This window comes from Streptomyces sp. NBC_01012, assembly GCF_045162755.1.
GTDB lineage: Bacteria > Actinomycetota > Actinomycetes > Streptomycetales > Streptomycetaceae > Streptomyces.
The window spans coordinates 3,513,626-3,535,177 of record NZ_CP108688.1 but is presented as its reverse complement, the minus strand read 5'-3'; the positions used below and the strand labels follow the sequence as shown (position 1 = coordinate 3,535,177).

At 67.0% G+C, this 21,552-nt stretch carries 15 protein-coding genes and 3 rRNA genes; 11 read left to right on the top strand and 7 right to left on the bottom strand.

Features of this window, described 5'->3' with window-relative positions; genetic code table 11:
* Window positions 1-139 precede the first annotated feature (139 nt).
* From OG623_RS15890 to rrf, 4 genes are all read left to right on the top strand, one after another.
* Window positions 140-697, top strand: coding sequence for a MarR family winged helix-turn-helix transcriptional regulator (locus tag OG623_RS15890; protein WP_406147186.1), 558 nt, complete (start codon window positions 140-142; stop codon window positions 695-697).
* 681 nt (window positions 698-1,378) lie between these two features.
* Window positions 1,379-2,904, top strand: a 16S ribosomal RNA gene (locus OG623_RS15885).
* A gap of 296 nt (window positions 2,905-3,200) precedes the next feature.
* Window positions 3,201-6,325: ribosomal RNA gene (locus OG623_RS15880) — 23S ribosomal RNA — on the top strand.
* 79 nt (window positions 6,326-6,404) lie between these two features.
* Window positions 6,405-6,521, top strand: a 5S ribosomal RNA gene (rrf, locus tag OG623_RS15875).
* Together the 16S, 23S and 5S rRNA genes form the textbook arrangement of a ribosomal RNA operon.
* A gap of 111 nt (window positions 6,522-6,632) precedes the next feature.
* On the opposite strand, the gene OG623_RS15870 is transcribed toward rrf, so the two are convergent.
* Window positions 6,633-7,517 (bottom strand): SDR family oxidoreductase, encoded by an 885-nt coding sequence (locus tag OG623_RS15870; RefSeq protein WP_406147185.1) that lies wholly within the window; start codon window positions 7,515-7,517, stop codon window positions 6,633-6,635.
* 48 nt (window positions 7,518-7,565) lie between these two features.
* On the opposite strand from OG623_RS15870, the gene OG623_RS15865 reads away from it, so the two are divergent.
* The 6 genes from OG623_RS15865 to OG623_RS15840 all read left to right on the top strand — a co-directional run bounded on the left by OG623_RS15865 (window position 7,566) and on the right by OG623_RS15840 (window position 12,534).
* Window positions 7,566-7,934, top strand: coding sequence for a MerR family transcriptional regulator (locus OG623_RS15865; RefSeq protein ID WP_406147183.1), 369 nt, complete (start codon window positions 7,566-7,568; stop codon window positions 7,932-7,934).
* An 81-nt stretch (window positions 7,935-8,015) separates the two neighbouring features.
* Complete coding sequence (locus OG623_RS15860) at window positions 8,016-8,933, top strand: ABC transporter ATP-binding protein (RefSeq protein WP_406147182.1); 918 nt, start codon at window positions 8,016-8,018, stop codon at window positions 8,931-8,933.
* Window positions 8,930-9,676: an ABC transporter permease gene (locus OG623_RS15855; RefSeq protein WP_406147180.1), complete on the top strand. Its 747-nt coding sequence runs from the start codon at window positions 8,930-8,932 to the stop codon at window positions 9,674-9,676. The genes OG623_RS15860 and OG623_RS15855 overlap by 4 nt, the downstream gene beginning before the upstream one ends.
* A gap of 217 nt (window positions 9,677-9,893) precedes the next feature.
* The gene (locus OG623_RS15850) at window positions 9,894-11,177 is read left to right on the top strand and encodes a sensor histidine kinase (RefSeq protein ID WP_406147178.1); all 1,284 of its coding nucleotides are present in this window, start codon (window positions 9,894-9,896) and stop codon (window positions 11,175-11,177) included.
* On the top strand, window positions 11,167-11,814 hold the full coding sequence (locus OG623_RS15845; RefSeq protein WP_406147177.1) for a response regulator: 648 nt from the start codon (window positions 11,167-11,169) through the stop codon (window positions 11,812-11,814). Before OG623_RS15850 ends, OG623_RS15845 begins: the two co-directional genes overlap by 11 nt.
* 171 nt (window positions 11,815-11,985) lie before the next feature.
* The gene (locus OG623_RS15840) at window positions 11,986-12,534 is read left to right on the top strand and encodes a GNAT family N-acetyltransferase (RefSeq protein WP_406147175.1); all 549 of its coding nucleotides are present in this window, start codon (window positions 11,986-11,988) and stop codon (window positions 12,532-12,534) included.
* Window positions 12,535-12,574: 40 nt separating this feature from the next.
* On the opposite strand, the gene OG623_RS15835 is transcribed toward OG623_RS15840, so the two are convergent.
* Complete coding sequence (locus OG623_RS15835; protein WP_406147173.1) at window positions 12,575-13,192, bottom strand: TetR/AcrR family transcriptional regulator; 618 nt, start codon at window positions 13,190-13,192, stop codon at window positions 12,575-12,577.
* A 79-nt stretch (window positions 13,193-13,271) separates the two neighbouring features.
* Here OG623_RS15835 and OG623_RS15830 point away from each other — a divergent pair, with 79 nt between their 5' ends.
* Window positions 13,272-14,621 (top strand): alpha/beta hydrolase, encoded by a 1,350-nt coding sequence (locus OG623_RS15830; RefSeq protein ID WP_406147171.1) that lies wholly within the window; start codon window positions 13,272-13,274, stop codon window positions 14,619-14,621.
* Between the two features lie 76 nt (window positions 14,622-14,697).
* On the opposite strand, the gene OG623_RS15825 is transcribed toward OG623_RS15830, so the two are convergent.
* The 5 genes from OG623_RS15825 to OG623_RS15805 are packed head-to-tail and all read right to left on the bottom strand — an operon-like array spanning window position 14,698 to window position 21,532.
* On the bottom strand, window positions 14,698-16,341 hold the full coding sequence (locus tag OG623_RS15825; RefSeq protein ID WP_406147170.1) for a type VI secretion protein: 1,644 nt from the start codon (window positions 16,339-16,341) through the stop codon (window positions 14,698-14,700).
* A gap of 1 nt (window position 16,342) precedes the next feature.
* Complete coding sequence (locus OG623_RS15820; protein WP_406147169.1) at window positions 16,343-17,761, bottom strand: ATP-binding protein; 1,419 nt, start codon at window positions 17,759-17,761, stop codon at window positions 16,343-16,345.
* Window positions 17,762-17,779: 18 nt separating this feature from the next.
* Window positions 17,780-19,330: an SCO6880 family protein gene (locus OG623_RS15815; RefSeq protein WP_406147167.1), complete on the bottom strand. Its 1,551-nt coding sequence runs from the start codon at window positions 19,328-19,330 to the stop codon at window positions 17,780-17,782.
* Complete coding sequence (locus OG623_RS15810; protein ID WP_406147166.1) at window positions 19,327-20,673, bottom strand: hypothetical protein; 1,347 nt, start codon at window positions 20,671-20,673, stop codon at window positions 19,327-19,329. Before OG623_RS15810 ends, OG623_RS15815 begins: the two co-directional genes overlap by 4 nt.
* Complete coding sequence (locus OG623_RS15805; protein ID WP_406147165.1) at window positions 20,663-21,532, bottom strand: hypothetical protein; 870 nt, start codon at window positions 21,530-21,532, stop codon at window positions 20,663-20,665. The genes OG623_RS15810 and OG623_RS15805 overlap by 11 nt, the downstream gene beginning before the upstream one ends.
* Between the last annotated feature and the right edge of the window lie 20 nt (window positions 21,533-21,552).

The window sequence follows — 21,552 nt, the reverse complement described above, 5'->3', positions numbered from 1 at the left end:
CCTGGTCACACTCACCTACCTCAAGACAGAAAGAACCTTCAAGAACACAGACCCGTAGACTTTAGCACTAAAGTTAGAAGCTGAAGTCTTCAGCCTGAAGGACTTCGAAGGCGACGAGGGGCGTGCGATACTGCCCGCCATGTCTGAGACCACCGAGCAGCCCGAGCTCCATGAGCCGAGCCTCGACGAGCAGATCGCCGCCTACCAGCGCGAGTTCCGGGATCTCGACCCGCAGGTCGAGCAGATCGTCTCCGCGCTGGGCCGGCTGAATCGCCGGATGAACGTCGCCTACGGCAGGCAGGTCGCCGCCCTCGGCATCAGCAACACCGAGTGGGAGGTGCTCAAGACTCTGGTCCTGTCCGGCACCCCGTACCGGCTGGGCCCGGGTGAGCTGGCCAAGCGGCTCGGGCTCACTCCCGCCGCGATGACTCATCGCATCGACCGCATGGCGGGCGAGGGCCTGGTCACGAGGGACAGGGACGAGAAGAACAGGGTGCGCGTCATCGTCGAGCTGACGGACGAGGGGCGCACGAAGTGGCTCGAGGCGATGAGGATGGCCACCACCTTCGAGGAGGACCTTCTCCAGGACCTCTCGGGTGACGAGCGCGGGGCGCTGGGCGAGATCCTGATCCGGCTCCTGCGCCGCGTGGAGGACGAGCAGCCGGACGCCGACGGCAGACTCACCGACCTGGACTGATGGCCGCCGAGGCCGGGCAGGGGCGGGCTTGACAGCCCTCCCTCGCGTCAGTAAGGTTCTTCGAGTTGTCACGGAGCCGGTACGGTTCTGAGGCAGCCGATTCGCCGCGAATGCGGCAACCAAACTCAGCACGATCTCCCGTCGGGGACAATTTCGGCATGCCGAAATTCAATTCCCGGGCTCGATTATGAGTCGCCGGAGGGATCCGCTAGAGTTCGGGAGTCGGAACGGCCGAAGGGTCGGGATGACAAACCCCGCTGACTGGGAATCAGGCCCGAAAGGATCTGATAGAGTCGGACTCGCCGGAAAGGGAAACGCGAAAGCGAAGAACTGGAAAGCGAATCAAGCAGTAACCCGCAGGATCCCGCTTCGGCCGGGAATCGGACACGAAAGAGTCTGATAGAGTCGGAAACGCAAGAACACGAAGGGAAGCGCCCGGAGGGGCCCGGTGAAACGGGACCGAAGGAAGCGTCCGTTCCTTGAGAACTCAACAGCGTGCCAAAAGTCAACGCCAGATATGTTGATACCCCGGCCTGCTTCGGCAGGTTGGTGGTTCCTTTGAAAAGTCCTACCGGTCCTTCGGGTCGGGTAGGCAACAACAGCGAGGACGCTGTGAACGACCGGTCTTATTCCGACTTGGTTGTTCCGCTCTCGTGTTGTGATCCCGATTACGGGAAAACATTCACGGAGAGTTTGATCCTGGCTCAGGACGAACGCTGGCGGCGTGCTTAACACATGCAAGTCGAACGATGAAGCCTTTCGGGGTGGATTAGTGGCGAACGGGTGAGTAACACGTGGGCAATCTGCCCTTCACTCTGGGACAAGCCCTGGAAACGGGGTCTAATACCGGATAACACTCTGTCCCGCATGGGACGGGGTTAAAAGCTCCGGCGGTGAAGGATGAGCCCGCGGCCTATCAGCTTGTTGGTGGGGTGATGGCCTACCAAGGCGACGACGGGTAGCCGGCCTGAGAGGGCGACCGGCCACACTGGGACTGAGACACGGCCCAGACTCCTACGGGAGGCAGCAGTGGGGAATATTGCACAATGGGCGAAAGCCTGATGCAGCGACGCCGCGTGAGGGATGACGGCCTTCGGGTTGTAAACCTCTTTCAGCAGGGAAGAAGCGAAAGTGACGGTACCTGCAGAAGAAGCGCCGGCTAACTACGTGCCAGCAGCCGCGGTAATACGTAGGGCGCAAGCGTTGTCCGGAATTATTGGGCGTAAAGAGCTCGTAGGCGGCTTGTCACGTCGGATGTGAAAGCCCGGGGCTTAACCCCGGGTCTGCATTCGATACGGGCTAGCTAGAGTGTGGTAGGGGAGATCGGAATTCCTGGTGTAGCGGTGAAATGCGCAGATATCAGGAGGAACACCGGTGGCGAAGGCGGATCTCTGGGCCATTACTGACGCTGAGGAGCGAAAGCGTGGGGAGCGAACAGGATTAGATACCCTGGTAGTCCACGCCGTAAACGTTGGGAACTAGGTGTTGGCGACATTCCACGTCGTCGGTGCCGCAGCTAACGCATTAAGTTCCCCGCCTGGGGAGTACGGCCGCAAGGCTAAAACTCAAAGGAATTGACGGGGGCCCGCACAAGCAGCGGAGCATGTGGCTTAATTCGACGCAACGCGAAGAACCTTACCAAGGCTTGACATATACCGGAAAGCATCAGAGATGGTGCCCCCCTTGTGGTCGGTATACAGGTGGTGCATGGCTGTCGTCAGCTCGTGTCGTGAGATGTTGGGTTAAGTCCCGCAACGAGCGCAACCCTTGTTCTGTGTTGCCAGCATGCCTTTCGGGGTGATGGGGACTCACAGGAGACTGCCGGGGTCAACTCGGAGGAAGGTGGGGACGACGTCAAGTCATCATGCCCCTTATGTCTTGGGCTGCACACGTGCTACAATGGCCGGTACAATGAGCTGCGATGCCGTGAGGCGGAGCGAATCTCAAAAAGCCGGTCTCAGTTCGGATTGGGGTCTGCAACTCGACCCCATGAAGTCGGAGTTGCTAGTAATCGCAGATCAGCATTGCTGCGGTGAATACGTTCCCGGGCCTTGTACACACCGCCCGTCACGTCACGAAAGTCGGTAACACCCGAAGCCGGTGGCCCAACCCCTTGTGGGAGGGAGCTGTCGAAGGTGGGACTGGCGATTGGGACGAAGTCGTAACAAGGTAGCCGTACCGGAAGGTGCGGCTGGATCACCTCCTTTCTAAGGAGCATCTAGGTTCCTTTCGGGGAATCCAGAGACCATTTCGTCGGCAAATGTTCGACGGTGGTTGCTCATGGGTGGAACGTTGACTATTCGGCGCGGTGAGCTTGTTGTGTGAGTACTGCTTCGGCGTGGAAAGCGGAACAAGTTGATCGGGTCGGGCACGCTGTTGGGTATCTGAAGGTATGGCCGTAAGGCTGCCTTTGGTTGCCGGCCCCAGTGAACTCGCCTGTAAGGGTGGGGTGGTGGGTGGCTGGTCGTTGTTTGAGAACTGCACAGTGGACGCGAGCATCTGTGGCCAAGTTTTTAAGGGCGCACGGTGGATGCCTTGGCACCAGGAACCGATGAAGGACGTGGGAGGCCACGATAGTCCCCGGGGAGCTGTCAACCAAGCTTTGATCCGGGGGTTTCCGAATGGGGAAACCCGGCAGTCGTCATGGGCTGTCACCCGCTGCTGAACACATAGGCAGTGTGGAGGGAACGAGGGGAAGTGAAACATCTCAGTACCCTCAGGAAGAGAAAACAACCGTGATTCCGGGAGTAGTGGCGAGCGAAACTGGATGAGGCCAAACCGTATGCGTGTGATACCCGGCAGGGGTTGCGCATGCGGGGTTGTGGGATCTCTTTTTCATAGTCTGCCGGCTGTGAGACGAGTCAGAAACCGTTGATGTAGGCGAAGGACATGCGAAAGGTCCGGCGTAGAGGGTAAGACCCCCGTAGCTGAAACATCAGCGGCTCGTTTGAGAGACACCCAAGTAGCACGGGGCCCGAGAAATCCCGTGTGAATCTGGCGGGACCACCCGCTAAGCCTAAATATTCCCTGGTGACCGATAGCGGATAGTACCGTGAGGGAATGGTGAAAAGTACCGCGGGAGCGGAGTGAAATAGTACCTGAAACCGTGTGCCTACAAGCCGTGGGAGCGTCGCTGGCAGCACTTGTGTTGTCAGTCGTGACTGCGTGCCTTTTGAAGAATGAGCCTGCGAGTTAGCGGTGTGTAGCGAGGTTAACCCGTGTGGGGAAGCCGTAGCGAAAGCGAGTCCGAATAGGGCGTTTGAGTTGCACGCTCTAGACCCGAAGCGGAGTGATCTAGCCATGGGCAGGTTGAAGCGGAGGTAAGACTTCGTGGAGGACCGAACCCACCAGGGTTGAAAACCTGGGGGATGACCTGTGGTTAGGGGTGAAAGGCCAATCAAACTCCGTGATAGCTGGTTCTCCCCGAAATGCATTTAGGTGCAGCGTCGTGTGTTTCTTGCCGGAGGTAGAGCACTGGATAGGCGATGGGCCCTACCGGGTTACTGACCTTAGCCAAACTCCGAATGCCGGTAAGTGAGAGCGCGGCAGTGAGACTGTGGGGGATAAGCTCCATGGTCGAGAGGGAAACAGCCCAGAGCATCGACTAAGGCCCCTAAGCGTACGCTAAGTGGGAAAGGATGTGGAGTCGCAGAGACAACCAGGAGGTTGGCTTAGAAGCAGCCATCCTTGAAAGAGTGCGTAATAGCTCACTGGTCAAGTGATTCCGCGCCGACAATGTAGCGGGGCTCAAGCGTACCGCCGAAGTCGTGTCATTCCAGCACATACTCCTAACGGGGGCTGGGATGGGTAGGGGAGCGTCGTGTGCCGGGTGAAGCAGCCGTGGAAGCGAGTTGTGGACGGTTCACGAGTGAGAATGCAGGCATGAGTAGCGATACACACGTGAGAAACGTGTGCGCCGATTGACTAAGGGTTCCTGGGTCAAGCTGATCTGCCCAGGGTAAGTCGGGACCTAAGGCGAGGCCGACAGGCGTAGTCGATGGACAACCGGTTGATATTCCGGTACCCGCTTTGAAACGCCCAGTACTGAATCAGGCGATGCTAAGTCCGTGAAGCCGGCCTGATCTCTTCGGAGTTGAGGGTAGTGGTGGAGCCGATGAACCAGACTTGTAGTAGGTAAGCGATGGGGTGACGCAGGAAGGTAGTCCAGCCCGGGCGGTGGTTGTCCCGGGGTAAGGGTGTAGGCCGTGTGGTAGGTAAATCCGTCACACGTTAAGGCTGAGACCTGATGCCGAGCCGATTGTGGTGAAGTGGATGATCCTATGCTGTCGAGAAAAGCCTCTAGCGAGTTTCATGGCGGCCCGTACCCTAAACCGACTCAGGTAGTCAGGTAGAGAATACCGAGGCGTTCGGGTGAACTATGGTTAAGGAACTCGGCAAAATGCCCCCGTAACTTCGGGAGAAGGGGGGCCATTTCTGGTGATCCGATTTACTCGGTGAGCTGGGGGTGGCCGCAGAGACCAGCGAGAAGCGACTGTTTACTAAAAACACAGGTCCGTGCGAAGCCGTAAGGCGATGTATACGGACTGACGCCTGCCCGGTGCTGGAACGTTAAGGGGACCGGTTAGTGCACTTTCGGGTGTGCGAAGCTGAGAACTTAAGCGCCAGTAAACGGCGGTGGTAACTATAACCATCCTAAGGTAGCGAAATTCCTTGTCGGGTAAGTTCCGACCTGCACGAATGGCGTAACGACTTCTCGACTGTCTCAACCATAGGCCCGGTGAAATTGCACTACGAGTAAAGATGCTCGTTTCGCGCAGCAGGACGGAAAGACCCCGGGACCTTTACTATAGTTTGATATTGGTGTTCGGTTCGGCTTGTGTAGGATAGGTGGGAGACTTTGAAGCGGCCACGCCAGTGGTTGTGGAGTCGTCGTTGAAATACCACTCTGGTCGTGCTGGATGTCTAACCTGGGTCCGTGATCCGGATCAGGGACAGTGTCTGATGGGTAGTTTAACTGGGGCGGTTGCCTCCTAAAGAGTAACGGAGGCGCCCAAAGGTTCCCTCAGCCTGGTTGGCAATCAGGTGTTGAGTGTAAGTGCACAAGGGAGCTTGACTGTGAGACCGACGGGTCGAGCAGGGACGAAAGTCGGGACTAGTGATCCGGCAGTGGCTTGTGGAAGCGCTGTCGCTCAACGGATAAAAGGTACCCCGGGGATAACAGGCTGATCTTCCCCAAGAGTCCATATCGACGGGATGGTTTGGCACCTCGATGTCGGCTCGTCGCATCCTGGGGCTGGAGTCGGTCCCAAGGGTTGGGCTGTTCGCCCATTAAAGCGGTACGCGAGCTGGGTTTAGAACGTCGTGAGACAGTTCGGTCCCTATCCGCTGTGCGCGTAGGAATATTGAGAAGGGCTGTCCCTAGTACGAGAGGACCGGGACGGACGAACCTCTGGTGTGCCAGTTGTTCTGCCAAGGGCATGGCTGGTTGGCTACGTTCGGAAAGGATAACCGCTGAAAGCATCTAAGCGGGAAGCCTGCTTCGAGATGAGTGTTCCCACCACCTTGAGTGGTTAAGGCTCCCAGTAGACGACTGGGTTGATAGGCCAGATGTGGAAGCCCGGTAACGGGTGGAGCTGACTGGTACTAATAGGCCGAGGGCTTGTCCTCAGTTGCTCGCGTCCACTGTGTTGGTTCTGAAATAACGAACTGCCGTGTTTTTGTCCGGTGTTGGTTAATTTCATAGTGTTTCGGTGGTCATTGCGTTAGGGAAACGCCCGGTTACATTCCGAACCCGGAAGCTAAGCCTTTCAGCGCCGATGGTACTGCAGGGGGGACCCTGTGGGAGAGTAGGACGCCGCCGAACTATTATTCCGGGAAAGCCCCGTGCCCTTGTGGCACGGGGCTTTTCTGCGTTCTACAGCCATCATTGTCGGCGTTGCTGCGTGTGGGCGTGGTGCTCTCGCCAGGGCTCGGGTCAGCTGAAGTCGGCTGCGTGGTCGGTGGCCCATTGTTCGAAAGAGGTGGCCGGGTGTCCGGTGAGGCGCTCGACGTGGTCGGTGACGCGGCGCGACTCCGGGCGGTGCTGCGATGCGGCGATCAGTGCGTCCACCAGTTGCTCCGGCCGCCCGTCGGCGAGCATGCGTGTCCGTGCGACATCGGCGGGGACCGTCTCGAAGCGCAGAGGCCGTCCGAGCGCTGCCCCGAGGCGGTCGACCTGGTCGGCGCGGCTGAGCACCTCGGGGCCCGTCAACAGGCGGGGTGCGTCGTCCAGTTCGTCGTCCTGGTGCGCGCACAGTAGGGCGAGGGCCGCATCGGCGACATCACGCTCGTCGATGACGGCTGTGCGCGCGATGTCGGGGCCGGTCACCACGTCCCCGGCTCTTACTTGGGCCGCCCAGCCACGGGCGTTGGAGGCCAGGGTGTCGCTGCGCAGGACGACGGGTCGCAGACCGGCGTCGCGGAGCATGGTTTCCATGTCGGCGTGGACCTGCACGATGGGGTCGCTCTGCCGCGCGGCCGTGTCGTCGACGGCTGTGGAGGACAGGTAGATGACGCGGGGTGCCGTGGTCGTGAGTTCCTCGACCAGCCCGTACGCGGGCGCGGCGTCGAGCAGCGGCCAGAGAAGGAGGACGGTGTTGATGCCCTCAAGTGCGGTGCGGACCGTGGTGGGTTCCGTGAGGTCGCCGGCCAGGGGCTCTACCCCGGGGAGCGCACCTGCCGGGCGGCGGGAGAGGGCGCGTATCCGCGCGTCCTGCGCTCGGAGGCGGTCGACCACCTCACGGCCGAGCTTGCCGGTCGCGCCGGTGACCAGGACCGATGAACTCCGAAGGGCGCCCGTGGCGCTGGTGGTCTGAGGCATATTGGAGACGCTAGGCGTTCACGTCGACATGAAGGCAAGGCGCGCATCGTGAGGACGATCGGGGAAGCCGCCGCACAACTCGGGATCGAGGCCCATGTGCTCCGGCACTGGGAGCAGGTCGGTGCGCTCTCCGTGCCCCGTGACGGCAACGGCTACCGCGTCTTCGACGACAGGGCTCTCGAACAGGCGCGTACCGTGCTGAAGCTGCGGCGCGTAGGGCTGTCGTTGCCCGAGGTCACCGCCGCGATGGCCCCGGTGAAGTCGGAGGCGCAGGCGGTCGTGGCGCGGAAGATCGCCGCGCTGGAGGGTGAGGTGCGCGCCAGGCAGCGGGCGATCACGTTCCTGCGGCACACCGTGGACTGTCGGCATCGGTATCTCGACGACTGTCCGGACTGTGCGACGTTCGTCCGGTCGTAGGTGCGGTCAGCCGATCGGTTGATGCCGCTTCCGGCGCGATGGGCGATACCGCGGGCGGGCCCGCTCGGGGACGCTGGTGCCATGACCACCACCACACCACTCATCGAGGTCGCCGGACTGCGCAAGGCGTATGCCGGGCGGACCGTCGTCGACGGGGTCTCGTTCGCCGTCGAGGAGGGCGAGATCTTCGGGATCCTCGGGCCGAACGGTGCGGGGAAGACCACGACCGTCGAGTGCGTCGAGGGGCTGAGGGTGCCCGACGGGGGGCAGGTGCGCGTCGCGGGCCTCGACCCCGTACGCGACCATGACCAGGTCACCCGCATCCTCGGAGCCCAGCTCCAGGAGAGCGAGATCCAGCCGAAGCTCACCGTGCGGGAGGCGCTGGAGCTGTATTCGGCGTTCTACGCGGCCCCGCTCGACTGGCAGCCGCTCGCCGAGCGGCTGCGGCTGACGGACAAGCTCACCACCCGGTTCGCGAAGCTGAGCGGTGGTCAGAAGCAGCGCCTGTTCATCGCGCTCGCCCTCGTCGGCGATCCCAGGGTCGTCGTACTCGACGAGCTGACCACCGGCCTCGACCCGCGTTCCCGCCGTGACACCTGGGAGCTCATCGAGGACGTGCGGGACCGTGGGGTCACCGTGCTGCTCGTCACGCACTTCATGGAGGAGGCGCAGCGGCTGTGCGACCGGATCGCCGTGATCGACCGGGGGCGGGTCGCCGCCCTCGACTCGCCTGCCGGACTGATCAGCCAGGCGGCCGGCGCGACCGTCATCTCGTTCACGCCGTCCTCGCCGCTCGACGAGCGTGAGCTCGGCGTGCTGCCGGGGCTCGTGGGCATCGTGCACAAGGATTCCCGTGTGACGCTGACCGGCACCGACGACACGGTCAACGCCGTCATCACACTGCTGGCTCGCCGGCACGTCACCGCCCATCAACTCCGCGTGTCCGACGCCACGTTGGACGACGCCTTCCTCGACCTCACGGGAGCCGGACAGTCATGAGTACCGTCACCGGAGCGCCGGTGCTGAAGGCCGAGTTCCGGCTGTTCAGCCGCGAGCCCGGCAGCGTTTTCTGGATCCTGGGTTTTCCGACGGCCCTGCTCGTGATTCTCGGGTCCATCCCGTCGTTCCGTGATCCGAGCGACGACTTCGGCGGGCTGCGCACCATCGATGTGTACGTCCCCATCGCCGTGCTCCTCGGCATGATTGTCGCGGGGCTTCAGGCGATGCCGCCGGTCGTCACCGGATATCGCGAGCGTGGCATCCTGCGCCGGATGTCGACGACGCCGGTGCGCCCCTCCGCGCTGCTGGGGGCGCAGATGACCATCCACGGGGCGGCCGCGTTGCTCTCGTCCGTGCTGGTGCTCGTCGTGGGCCGCGTCGTCTTCGATGTGCCTCTGCCCCGTCAGCTCGCCGGCTATCTGCTCGCGCTCGTCCTGTCGATCGTCGTCGCGCTGGCGCTCGGCGCCCTTGTCTGCGCCCTCGCCGGTACGACGAAGGTCGCGAGCGCCATCGGCTCGGTGATCTTCTTCCCGTCGATGTTCTGCGCGGGCGTGTGGATCCCGGTGCAGGCGATGCCGGACGTGCTGGGGAGCATGGTCGAGTGCACGCCGTTCGGTGCCGCCGCGCAGGCCCTGAACCAGGCCGCGGCGGGCGACTGGCCGGCCTGGTCCCACCTGGGTGTGCTCGCGCTGTGGGTCGTGGTGCTGACGGGCGGGGCTACGCGCTGGTTCCGCTGGGAGTGACGCGAGGCGGTGACGGTGAGGCGGTGACGGTGGGGCGGAGAGGGTGAGGCGGTGACGGTGGGGCGGTGAGGCGGAGGCAGGGAGTCAGGCGGTGGGTGAGACGGGCGTGATGGAGGAGGCGGAGGCAGAGGTGGCGGTGGCGGAGGCGGTGGCGGTGGCGGTGGCGGTGAGCATGGACATGCGGGGCGTGTCGAACGGTTCCCGGCACACTGGAGCAATGGACCGACCGGATACGCAGCCCGGCCACGCCGCCGCCACGGCAGCCGTCGAGGACCGGTGGCAGGCCTTCCAGCGGTACGCGCCCTTCTCACTGCTCGCCTTCAGCGTGCTGCTGGCCGTTCCGACGGGCGGTGTGATCGGGATCGAGCACGCCGCCTGGGTCCTGATGGCCGTGCTGGTCGTGGTGGCGGTCGTCCTGGAGGGGTGGTCCATCTGGTACGGGGTGGCCCGCCGGGGGCCGTCCGCCATCGGTACCGTCTACTACCTGGTGCGCTGGGCCGTGGCTTTCATGCTGGCCGTCTGCAGCCCGTTCTTCGCGTTCTACGGCTGCCTCGGCTACTTCGGCGCCACCCGGCTCCTCGTCCCGCGCCTGGTCAGGCCCGGTCTCGCCGGTACGGCGGTGATCCTGGCCGGGGCCCAGGCCGGCGGGCTGCCGCCGGGCAACGGGGGAGCCTGGGCGCTGTTCGGCGCGCTGCTCGCGGTGAACATGGCGCTGGTCGGCGTGATGATCCACCTCGACGCCAAGGACGAGGAGCGGGCCCGCGCCCAGGCCACCACCATCGCCGAACTGGAATGCACCAACCAGGCGCTGCACGACGCCCTCGACGAGAACGCCGCACTGCACGCCCAGCTCCTCGTCCAGGCCCGCGAGGCCGGGGTCGCCGACGAGCGCAGGCGTCTTGCCGCCGAGATCCACGACACCATCGCGCAGGGCCTGGCCGGGATCATCGCCCAGCTCCAGGTCGTCGCGAACAGCCCGGACCACGACCTGGCCCGTGAGCACCTCGGCCGGGCCTCCGACCTGGCCCGCCGCAGCCTGGGGGAGGCCCGGCGGTCCGTGCACAACCTGTCGCCGGTCGCGCTCGCCGACGCCACGCTCGCCGAGGCGCTGCACGAGACCGTCGAGGAGTGGTCGGCCCGTACGGGGGTGCGCGCCGAGTTCACCCTGACCGGTGCGGCGGAGCACCTGCACGACGAGATCGAGGCGACGCTGCTGCGCATCACGCAGGAGGCGCTGTCGAACACCGCCCGGCACGCCCGTGCCTCCCGGCTGGGTGTCACCCTGTCGTTCATGGCGGGCGAGGTCACCCTCGACGTACGCGACGACGGCCGCGGCTTCGACCCGAGGGCGCTGTCCGCCCACACGGGCAGCGGCGGCTTCGGCCTGGACGGTATGCGGGCACGTGCCGAACGCATCGCGGGCACGGTCACCGTCGAGTCCGAGCAGGACGGGGGCACGGCGATCTCCGCTCGCGTACCGTTGGTCCGCCATGACCAGTGAGCCCCCTCCCGTCACGTTGCTGATCGTCGACGACCACCCGGTGGTCAGGGACGGTCTGCGTGGCATGTTCGAGTCGGTCGACGGATTCAGGGTTCTCGGTGAGGCCTCCGACGGGGTCGAGGGCGTCGCCCGAGCCCTCGCCCTCGATCCCGACGTCGTCCTCATGGATCTGCGGATGCCGGGCGGTGGCGGTGTCGACGCCATCAGGGAGCTGTTCCGGCGAGGTGCGCGCGCCCGCGTCCTGGTCCTCACCACGTACGACACCGACTCCGACACGCTGCCCGCGATCGAGGCGGGCGCCACCGGCTACCTCCTCAAGGACGCGCCGCGCGAGGAGCTCTTCACGGCGGTGCGCGCCGCCTCGGAGGGGCGCACCGTGCTCTCCCCGGCGGTGGCGTCCCGCCTGGTCACCGCGGTGCGTACGCCCCCGGTCCCGGCCGGGGCGACCCTCTCGGCCCGGGAGCGCGAGGTCCTCGTCCTCGTCGCGCGCGGTACGTCGAACCGGGAGATCGCCCGCGAGCTGTTCATCAGCGAGGCCACGGTCAAGACCCATCTCACCCACCTCTACGCCAAGTTGGGCGTCAAGGACCGGGCGGCTGCGGTCGCGGTGGCGTACGACCGCAAGATCCTCGGCTAGGCGGCCGTACGGGCACGGGGTTCAGGGCGTGTTCCGGCGCTCGGTGACAGGGGAAGGGCCGTCCTTGGATGTAGAGCGGTACGGGGCCTGTGGAGCAGTACGCGCATGTCGGACGGTGCGGTGGCGCGCATCTCGTTTGCCGTGGTGGGGGCGGCCGGGCACCATCGGTGGATGGACTACGTCATACGTGCGGTGCGGGCGGAGGAGTGGGCGCGGGCCAAGGAGCTCCGGCTGGTGGCGCTGCGGGATCCGGCCGCCCCGGTCGCCTTCCTGGAGACGTACGAGCATGCGCTGGCCAAGCCCGATGTGTTCTGGCAGGAGCGGACGGCGGGAGCCGCCGCGGGTGAGCGCAGCCGTCAGTTCGTCGCCGAGGCGCCCGACGGGCAGTGGGCGGGGACGGTGTCGGTGCTCGTCGAGCGGTCGGCGGGCGAGCCGGGTTTCGGTGAGGCTGCCGAGGTCGACCAGGCCCATCTGGTGGGGGTGTTCGTCCGGCCTGGGCACCGAGGGCGTGGGGTCGTGGACGCGTTGTTCCGCGAAGCGATCGACTGGGCCTGGTCGTTGGCCGGGCCGCCGCTGGAGCGGGTGCGGCTCTACGTCCACGAGACCAACGCCCGCGCCGAGGCCTCCTACCGCCGCATCGGCTTCGTACCGACCGGGCGGACGCTGCCGATGGAGGGCGATCCGACGTCCCTGGAGCTGGAGTTCGAGATCCGGCGGTAGGGGCCCATGGATGCCCCCTTTCTGTGCGCTCGCGCGGACTTCACGCAGCCGGGTCGGTGCGCCGGATGCCGGGGAAGGCGGTGGGGGCCGCCCAGCCGCGTAGTACGGCGTCGATCGTTGACCGGAACGCGGTCTCGGCCGCGGTGCCGTTGAGGCTGCCGGCGATCTCAAGGGTCACCAGCCCGTGCAGGGCGACCCACAACGAGACGGCGATGAGCGTGGTGTCCCCCGTGAGGATACGGTCCGCCACGGCGCGGTCGACCGCCGCGACAAGCGGACGCACCGGGTCGCGGTCGCCGACCCGCTCCGACGGGACGAAGGACTGCGCGCCACCGAACAACACCGTGTACAGGTGCCGGTGTTCGCGGCCCCAGCGGCGATAGGCCGCGGCCAACGCGTACAGGTCCTCCAGGCCGGACTTCGCCTCAGGGACGGCCGTCAGGTCCTGGAAGAGGCCGGCGACCGCTCGGTCGCGCACCTCATGGATCAGTCCGTCCTTGCCCTGGAACAACGTGTACACCGCTGCCGTCGACGTTCCGGCAGCCGTGGCCAGGGCCCGCACGCTGACCGACTCCTGGGGGCGGGTGGCGAACATCTCGGTCGCGCATGCCACGAGACGTTCTCTGACGGCGGCGTCGTTCGTTCTCGGCCTTCCCACGAGGAACAGCCTACCCGGGCTGGTACAGTCGTTTCGGAACAGTGTTTCAAAACGGCGTGTCAAAACGATGTGCCGGAACATGGGGGAGATCACCGTGCCACTGTCCGCCATACGTCCTTTACGTTTCGTCGGCCGCCTACTGGCGGCTACCGCCGCGGTGGTGGGGCTGGCCGCCTTCTTCCTGGCCCTTGTCGTCGCCACCGACGGGGCGGGATCGGGGTTCCCGGCATGGTCCGCGACGGCCGGTGTCGCGGTCGCCGCGGCGCTGTGGCGGGGCCGCCGCCGACCCTGGCGAGGGCGGCTGGTTCCCTTCCTGCCGGTGCTCGTCGCGGTGGCTCTGACGTTGTCGGTGTGCGTTCCCACCGTCCCCACGACACATCGCCCCCCGTCCGACCTGACGTTCGTGACCACCGAGCACTGGCGCCTGTCCACCGGCAGCCGGGTCGCGGTCTACCACTACCCGCCCACCGGCAACAGCCCCCGGCAGCGCGTGCCGCTCGTCTACCTCCACGGCGGGCCGGTGCGCAGCATCTCGGTGCTCGATCACCACTTCCTGCAGAGGCTCGCAGGACAGGGCTACGACGTGTATGCCTACGAGCAGGCCGGCGGTGGACGCAGTGACCTGCTGCCCATGGACCAGTACTCGATCACCCGGTCCGTCCGTGACCTCGGCGCTTTCGCCGGCAAGCTCGGCAAGGGCCGCGTCGACGTGCTGGGGTTCTCCTCGGGCGCCGCCGTGCTCACCCGTGCGCTGGCCGACCGGGCCACCGCCGCCCACCTGCATCGGGCGGTCATCGCCGAGCCGGGTCCGATGGACGGCCCCACCGCGGGGATGACCGGCCGGAAGGGGCGGCCGTCCGCCCGCGGGATCGCACCGGCCACAGCGGGACCGCGCTCCACACACATCCCGCGGTATGCCGTCGCGTTCGGCCTCATGCGGCTGGGACTGCTCAGTCCGGCTACCGGGTTGGTAGGGCAGGCGGAGGGCGTCAATGCCTTCACCGCCGCCGATCTCGGCAGCGACACCGCGTCCGCCTACTGTGCGAAGGACGCGCACCGCATCCCGGTCGAGGACACGGAGGGCACCTTCGCCTTCAGCGCCGCCGCCAGCCTCCGCATCCAGCAGACGATCAAGGACTCCCCCTCCATCGCCCCGCAGCTGAGGCGCTCCCGGACCCCTGCGATGCTGATGATCGCCGAGTGCTCCTCCCAGGTCCGCCGGTGGGCGACGACCATCCTTGCGAACGACCCCGCCGTCCAGCGCACCCAGTACATGCCGGGCGTCGGCCACCACATGTGGAACGGCCTGGACGACAACGACCGACGAGCCGCAGCCGTCATCGCCGCATTCCTCCAGGACAAGCCCGCACCCCTGCCCGACCACCCGACCCGGGCCGACATCCCGGCCTTCCTCCGCGACCACAGGTAGGCGGGGGCAGCCGGGGCCTGCTGGACGGGAGACCGTTGGACGGGAGGCCGCTCGACGGGAGACCGCTCGACCGGCGTCAGCTCGGGCCGGGTGCCGGCAGACGTACCCGCCAGCGGGCACGGCCCTGCTCCTCGGAGCGGAGCAACGCCAGCGTGGGCATCCCCTGGCCCTGGCCGGCCGACAGCAGCTCCGGCAGCTGGGGAAGCGGGGCCACGGCGGCGACATCGTCGAGGACGAGCGTCATTGGTGGGTCGAGCCGACCGTCGGTTGACCGTGCGGCCATGCGGCGGCCGTGCTCGACCACGTGCGAGGCGAGTGCGGTGAGCAGGGGCATCGCACCGGGGCGGTGGCGAGGATCCTCGATGGGCTCGCCGACCACATAGAGCGTTCCCCCTTCGCGAGCGAAGGAATCCAGCACGAGCGCATCGGCTCGGTTGGGTGTGCACGCTTCGCGGATGTGGACCGAGGAGAGGGCCTCGAAGGCCCGTACGGTCAGTTCCTGGGCCACCTCCCGGCGTTCGGGGTAGGCGGTGAGCGCGGACTCCAGGAGCCCGGCGAGCCCGGAGGCCGCCTTGGGATGGGTGCGGAGCACCCGGACCGGGTCCTGGGCGCCGTAGCCGGAGGCCCAGCGGTGGACCTGGCGGAAGGGCCGGCCGTCCACGGCGGCGGCGTGCAGCCAGCACCTGAGCAGCGTCTCGGCGGTGTCGGCGACGGCCGCGTCAGCCCTGGCCAGGGGGCGGACCGGAGTGAGGAGCGCGGCGGCGCGGGAGCCCGCGACGGCGGGGTCGTCGCAGCCGGCGACGGGCGACCAGTGGAGGCGGGCCGGGGTGTCGCAGAGGTGGCCGGGGTCGTAGACGAGGACCGGGCCGAGCTTGCTGCGGGCATCCTTCGTCTCGGCCCAGACGCTGGGGTCGGAGGTCACGACGAGGGCGGGGCCGTCGGCGTCCCGGATGGCCTGGACGACGGTGGGGCGGCGGGTGGCCGCTGCGCCGTAGAGGACGTGGGGGGTACGGGGCGTGGGGACCAGCGGGGCGGTCTCGTGCGCGTACGCGACGAGGGGCGTGACGGCGGCCGGCTCCTGCTCCTGTGCGTACGGGGCGGCGGTGGCGCCGGGGGCGTGCGCGTGCTCCCGTACATCCTCGGTGCCTGGTGCTGGTACTGCGGACGGTGCCGTTGACGGCGTTGTGGCGGCCTCCACGGGCGCCTCGGCGTGCGGTGCCGCTTCCTGGGTGGGGGCCTGCCTGGCCTGGGGCGCGGGCCGGCTGTGTACGGGGTCGCCCTCGGCCGCGTACGGAGCCGATGGCGGTTCCGGCGCCCCCACCGGCTCCGCGCTCCTCTGCTTCTGCTTCCGGACCAGGCGCCAGCGCGTCACCACCCCCACCACGAACACCGTGAGGACCAGCAGCACCATCACTTCGCCGATGAACAGGCCCCAGAACAGCCCGTATCCGGAGAGCTCGGCCGGCGGGCTGTCAGGCCAGGCGCCCGGCAGATCCGTCGGGTCGCCGACGAGGGCGCGCAGGGCCAGCGGGGTCCGCGTGAAGCTGACGCCGTCCGGCCAGCCGCCGTGGGCGAACAGCCCGGCCAGGCCGGTGGCCGTCCAGGCCAGGACAGTCAGCCCGAAGAGGAAGACCAGGAGCCCGATCAGCAGCCCGTCAGGGACGCCGCCGCCCTGGCCCTCGCCGCCGCGCCCCGGACCGGATGGTGCCTGGCGTGCCATGTCATGCCACCGTTGACTCGGACGACTCGTTCAGCCGTTGCTGGTGCTCGATCCGTGCCGCCCGCTGCTCCGCCTCCAGCTCCGCGGCCCGTACGTCCTCGGGGAGCAGATCCTGTGCGGAACCCTCGGTCATCGCACGGTCGGTGAAGACCAGAGGGCGTTCCGCCTCGGTGATCAGGTGTTTGACGACCTGCACATTGCCGTTGACGTCCCATACGGCGATACCGGGGGTGAGCGTCGGGATGATCTCGACCGCCCATCTGGGCAGACCGATGACCTTGCCCGTCGCTCTGGCCTCGTCCGCCTTCTGGGCGTAGATCGTGCGGGTGGACGCCATCTTCAGGATGGCCGCCGCTTCCTTCGCCGCCGCTCCGTCGACGACGTCGCTGAGGTGATGGACGACCGCGACGAAGGACAGCCCGAGGCGGCGACCGAATTTCAGCAGACGCTGGAAGAGCTGGGCGACGAACGGGGAGTTGATGATGTGCCAGGCCTCCTCGACCAGGAAGATGCGTTTCTTCCTGTCGGGCCTGATCCAGGTGTGTTCGAGCCACACGCCGACGATGGCCATGAGGATCGGCATCGCGATGGAGTTGCGGTCGATGTGCGAGAGGTCGAAGACGATCAGCGGGGCGTCGAGGTCGATGCCGATCGTGGTCGGGCCGTCGAACATGCCGCGCAGGTCACCGTCGACGAGCCGGTCCAGGACGAGGGCCACGTCCAGGCCCCACGCCCGTACGTCGTCCAGGTCCACGTTCATCGCTTCGGCGGACTCGGGCTTCGGATGGCGCAGCTGCTCCACGATGTCCATGAGGACCGGCTGGCGTTCGACGATGGTGTCGTTGACGTAGGCGTGCGCGACCTTGAGCGCGAAGCCGGACCGCTCGTCGAGGCCGTGCCCCATGGCGACCTCGATGATCGTACGGAGCAGGGCCAGTTGCCCCGTCGTGGTGATCGACGGATCGAGCGGGTTGAGCCGGATCCCGTCGTTCAGCGCGGCCGTCGGGTCGAGCCGGATGGGCGTGATGCCCAGCTCCTCGGCGATGAGGTTCCACTCACCGACGCCGTCCTCGCCCTGGGCGTCCAGGACGACGACCTGGCGGTCGCGGAAGCGGAGCTGGCGGAGCACATAGGTCTTCTCCAGCGCCGACTTGCCGTTGCCGGACTCGCCGAGCACCAGCCAGTGCGGGGCGGGAAGCTGCTGTCCGTACAGCTGGAAGGGGTCGTAGATGTAGCCCTTGCCCGAATACACCTCACGCCCGATGATCACGCCGGAGTCGCCGAGGCCGGGCGCGGCGGTCGGCAGATAGACGGCCTGGGCCTGGCCCGTCGATGTACGCACGGGGAGCCGGGTCGTCTCCACGCTCCCGAAGAGGAAGGAGGTGAAGGCATCCGACAACGCGGACAGCGGATCTCGCATGGCGTGACTGCCCTCTCGTTAGCGACGGATGCCGGTGGCGAACGGCAAGGTGTTCACAAAGGCGCGGTGGTGCTCCCGGTCGCACCACTCCAGCTTGAGGTACGACTTGCCGGCCGAGGCCCGGATCGTCCGCTTGTCACGGGCGAGAGCCTCGGGGGACCGGGACGACACGGTGATGTACCCCACCAGGTTCACCCCGGCGGCGCCGCTCGCGAGATCTTCACCCCGCTGGTCGAGCCTGCCGTGGGCGGCGATGTCGCGGGGGTCGACCGTGCGGTTCATCTTGGCCTGACGGCTGGCTTCGGCGTCGTCGTTGGTCTTCTCCGTGAGCATCCGCTCGATGGCGATCTCGGTGGGTTCGAGGTCCATGGTGACGGCGACCGTACGGATCACGTCCGGGGTGTGGACGAGAAGCGGGGCCAGGAAGTTCACACCGACCGGTGTCATCGGCCACTCCTTCACCCAGGCCGTCGAGTGGCACCAGGGGGCGCGCGTCGTCGACTCGCGGGTCTTGGCCTGGAGGAAGGTCGGCTCCACCGCGTCCAGTTCGGCCGGCCAGGCGTTGCGCTTCGTCATCGCCTGGATGTGGTCGATGGGGTGGTCCGGGTCGTACATCGAGTGGACGAGGGAGGCCAGCCGGCTCTGCCCGAGCGGCTGGCGTACCCGGATGTCGGCCTCGGCGAGCCGGGCGCAGATGTCGGTCAGCTCGCGGGCCATGACGACCGCGAGCCCCGCGTCGCGGTCGACCCTGCGGCCTCCCTTGGGCCGGGCGGCACGGGCCATGGCGTTGGCCTCGGCCGCCAGGTCACGGCTGAAGTGCATGCAGGCGACGAGATAGGCGCGGTGCTGCTCGCTCGAAGTCGACACCATCGACTGGAGCTGGTCGTAGGACTCCTGGAGCCAGCCGGGCGCGGCACGGTCGCCGCGCTGGGCGACGTCCTTGGCGTGCGCGTCGGGGTCGGCGGGCAGCGTACGGGCCAGCATCTGAAGGCGCGTCACGAAGCCGTCGCCGTTGGCCACATGCTTGAGCAGGGTCCCGAAACGGTCGACCAGGGCTTCCTGGTCCTCGCTGTCGCGCAGCCCGACCCCGGGGCCCTCGATCTCGATGGCGGCCGTGACCGTGCGCCGGTCGGCGTGCAGCAGTACGGCGATCTCGTCGGGCCCGAAGGGGGCGGCGAGCCAGCTGATCCTGCCGATGCCGGGCGGCGGCCCGATCTCCACCTCACGCCCGTCGACGCCGACACCGGCCTCCATCGCGGAGGAGCGGTACGCCGTGCCACGGCGCAGGGTGCGCTTGAAACTGCGGTTGATCTCGAACCATTTGTAGAAGGTGCGGCCCTTGTAGGGGACGTACACGACGGCCAGGGCCAACAGGGGGAAGCCCATGAGCGTCACGATCCGCAGGGAGAGCACCGGGACGAGGAGCCCGCTCATCATGCCGAGGAACGCTCCGGCGATGATCAGCGCGATCTCGCCCGTCTCACGGTTCTTGCCGACGATCGCGTTCGGCCTGGCGCGGCCGATGAGATACGTGCGGCGGGGCGCGATGGTGTGGGACTGGGTCGTCAACGCCCTCCCCCTCCTGTGCTCGTGTTACCTGTGCTGCCTGAACCGCCTCGTGGGGTGCGGCTGCCGTGGGGGGTCCCGGAGGTGGGTCCGGACCCGCTGCGTGGCGAGGGCGCGGCGGAGCCGCCGCCTCCGCCGCCCGGGTTACGGGAGCTGTGGGCGGCGACACCGCCGCTGGCCGGGTTGGCGGGCCTGGCACCTCCACCGCCGCCCCCGCCTTCGCCGCCGCTGTTGCGGCCGCTGTGGGTCTTGATGCCCTGGGAGACGAGAGCGGCAGGCGAGCTGATCAGCGCGGCGGCCTGGGAGCCGTCGGTGGCCTGCTTGCGGTTGGTGCGGGCGCCCTGGATCTCGTCGCCGAAGCCGGGGACGAAGCGGTAGATCATGGCGGAGGCGAAGATCGCCAGCAGGATGATGGCGAGGCCGGACACGACGGCCGAGAAGGCGTTCGGCCCGTCGTCGGCGGAGAGCGCCCCGGCGAGCCCGAGCACGATGACGATGACCGGTTTCACCATGATCACAGCGATCATGATGCCCGCCCAGCGGCGGACATGGCCCCACATGTTCTTGTCGACGAGCCCGGAGTACACGACGACACCGAGCAGGGCGCCCACATAGAGCAGGGCGGCCCGGATCACCAGCTCGAGCCACAGGATGCCGGCGGCGAGGATCGACACGAGCGAGACGACGATCAGCATGATCGGCCCGCCGCCGATGTCGTTGCCCTTCTTGAGCGCTTCGGCGAACGACCCGAAGAAGACGTCGTTCTGCCCGCCTGTGGCGGAGGAGATGACCTCCGTGACGCCGTCGGTGGCCGAGACGACCACGTACAGGATGAGCGGGGTGAAGGCGGATGCCAGGACCGTGAGCCAGAGGAAGCCGATGGCCTCGGACATGGCGGTGGTGAACGGCACGCCCCTGATGGCGCGCTTGGCCACGGCGAACAGCCACAGGACCAGGGTGAGGACGGTGGAGGCGGCGAAGACGACGGCGTACTGGGTGCGGAAGGTGGAGTTGGTGAAGTCGACGGTCGCCGTGCTCTCCACGGCTTCGCTCAGCTTGCCCACGAGGTAGGCGGCGGCGTCCGCGCAGCCGCGGGCGAGGGAGGTGAGGGGGTCCAGGGCGTCTTCGTTGAGGGGGGTGTTGTTGCTGCCTCGGGCGGCGTCGCCGTCCTCGCAGTAGTCCTTGGCTTGTCCGACGATGAGATCGCAGGCGCTCTCGCTGGTACTCGGTGACGGGGTCGGTGTGGGGTCAGCATGGGCGCGGGACGCCAGCAGGATGATCGCTGGCGGAAGACTTCCCAGAATTCCGGCGAGAGAGAAGGCGCGGAACCGGCGGTTATCGGGCATAGGTGAAACCTCCGTATCCCTCGACCGCACCGGCGATTTCATCTGCGGTCGAAGCCCGGTTGTCGCCGTTGACGGGGGTGGGGCCCTCGGCCTGACTCGACGATTCGATTTTCCAGTCGCCGGCGACCCACTTGAGCTTCTCCGTGATGGTGAACCAGGACGCGCTGACGGGCTTGGTGGAGCCCTGACCTGCCATGCCGACGAGGCCGGTGCACCAGACCTCCACGGTTGCGGTGTCCTCGCCCTGGGCAGTCGTCCGGGTCCCGACCGGGATGGTCCTGGAGACGAACGTCAGGCCGCTGGGTGTGCTGCCGTCTTCGTTCAGTCCGACGTTTGTGAGGAACCCGGCGGAGTACGCCTTGCCTGTGTCGGCCTTGAGCGCTGCCACGACGGCGGGGTCGTGGGTGGCCTCCAGGATGCCGTCCCGCTTCGTCTTGTCGAACATGTCCGCGGACCCCAGCGCCACCGCGTAGTTCGCCGCCGCGCTCTGCGCTCCCTGCTCGTCATGCGCGAAGCCCGAGGCGATCGTGCCGTTCTTGCCCTCGACCGGCTTCGTGCCCGTCGCGGCCGTCGGCCCCGCACCCGCCGCGTCGGACTTCTTCGAGCTGCCGCCGTCCGAGCCGCCGCCCCCGCCCTGGTTCGCGAACGCGATTGCCGCGATCAGCAGGACCACCACGCCCACCGCCATGATCAGCGAGCGGGAGTTCCGGGTCGGCCGGCGGCCGTGGCCGTCGCCGTCGTCACCGCCGCCGGGGAGGCGGGTCCGTGTCTGGCGCGTCCCGCCGAGGGTGCTGTACGCGTCCTCGCCACGGCCTCCTGGCTCGCTGCCGCCGTAACCGCGCTCGTCGCCCTGGCTCATGCCGCGTACGCCCCCTCAGC

Coding starts and splice junctions, on each gene's coding strand:
- OG623_RS15890 (WP_406147186.1), top strand. CDS start 140: ATGTCTGAGACCACCGAGCAGCCCGAGCTCCATGAGCCGAGCCTCGAC.
- OG623_RS15870 (WP_406147185.1), bottom strand. CDS start 7,517: ATGCCTCAGACCACCAGCGCCACGGGCGCCCTTCGGAGTTCATCGGTC.
- OG623_RS15860 (WP_406147182.1), top strand. CDS start 8,016: ATGACCACCACCACACCACTCATCGAGGTCGCCGGACTGCGCAAGGCG.
- OG623_RS15855 (WP_406147180.1), top strand. CDS start 8,930: ATGAGTACCGTCACCGGAGCGCCGGTGCTGAAGGCCGAGTTCCGGCTG.
- OG623_RS15850 (WP_406147178.1), top strand. CDS start 9,894: ATGGACCGACCGGATACGCAGCCCGGCCACGCCGCCGCCACGGCAGCC.
- OG623_RS15845 (WP_406147177.1), top strand. CDS start 11,167: ATGACCAGTGAGCCCCCTCCCGTCACGTTGCTGATCGTCGACGACCAC.
- OG623_RS15840 (WP_406147175.1), top strand. CDS start 11,986: ATGGACTACGTCATACGTGCGGTGCGGGCGGAGGAGTGGGCGCGGGCC.
- OG623_RS15830 (WP_406147171.1), top strand. CDS start 13,272: ATGGGGGAGATCACCGTGCCACTGTCCGCCATACGTCCTTTACGTTTC.
- OG623_RS15825 (WP_406147170.1), bottom strand. CDS start 16,341: ATGGCACGCCAGGCACCATCCGGTCCGGGGCGCGGCGGCGAGGGCCAG.
- OG623_RS15820 (WP_406147169.1), bottom strand. CDS start 17,761: ATGCGAGATCCGCTGTCCGCGTTGTCGGATGCCTTCACCTCCTTCCTC.
- OG623_RS15810 (WP_406147166.1), bottom strand. CDS start 20,673: ATGCCCGATAACCGCCGGTTCCGCGCCTTCTCTCTCGCCGGAATTCTG.
- OG623_RS15805 (WP_406147165.1), bottom strand. CDS start 21,532: ATGAGCCAGGGCGACGAGCGCGGTTACGGCGGCAGCGAGCCAGGAGGC.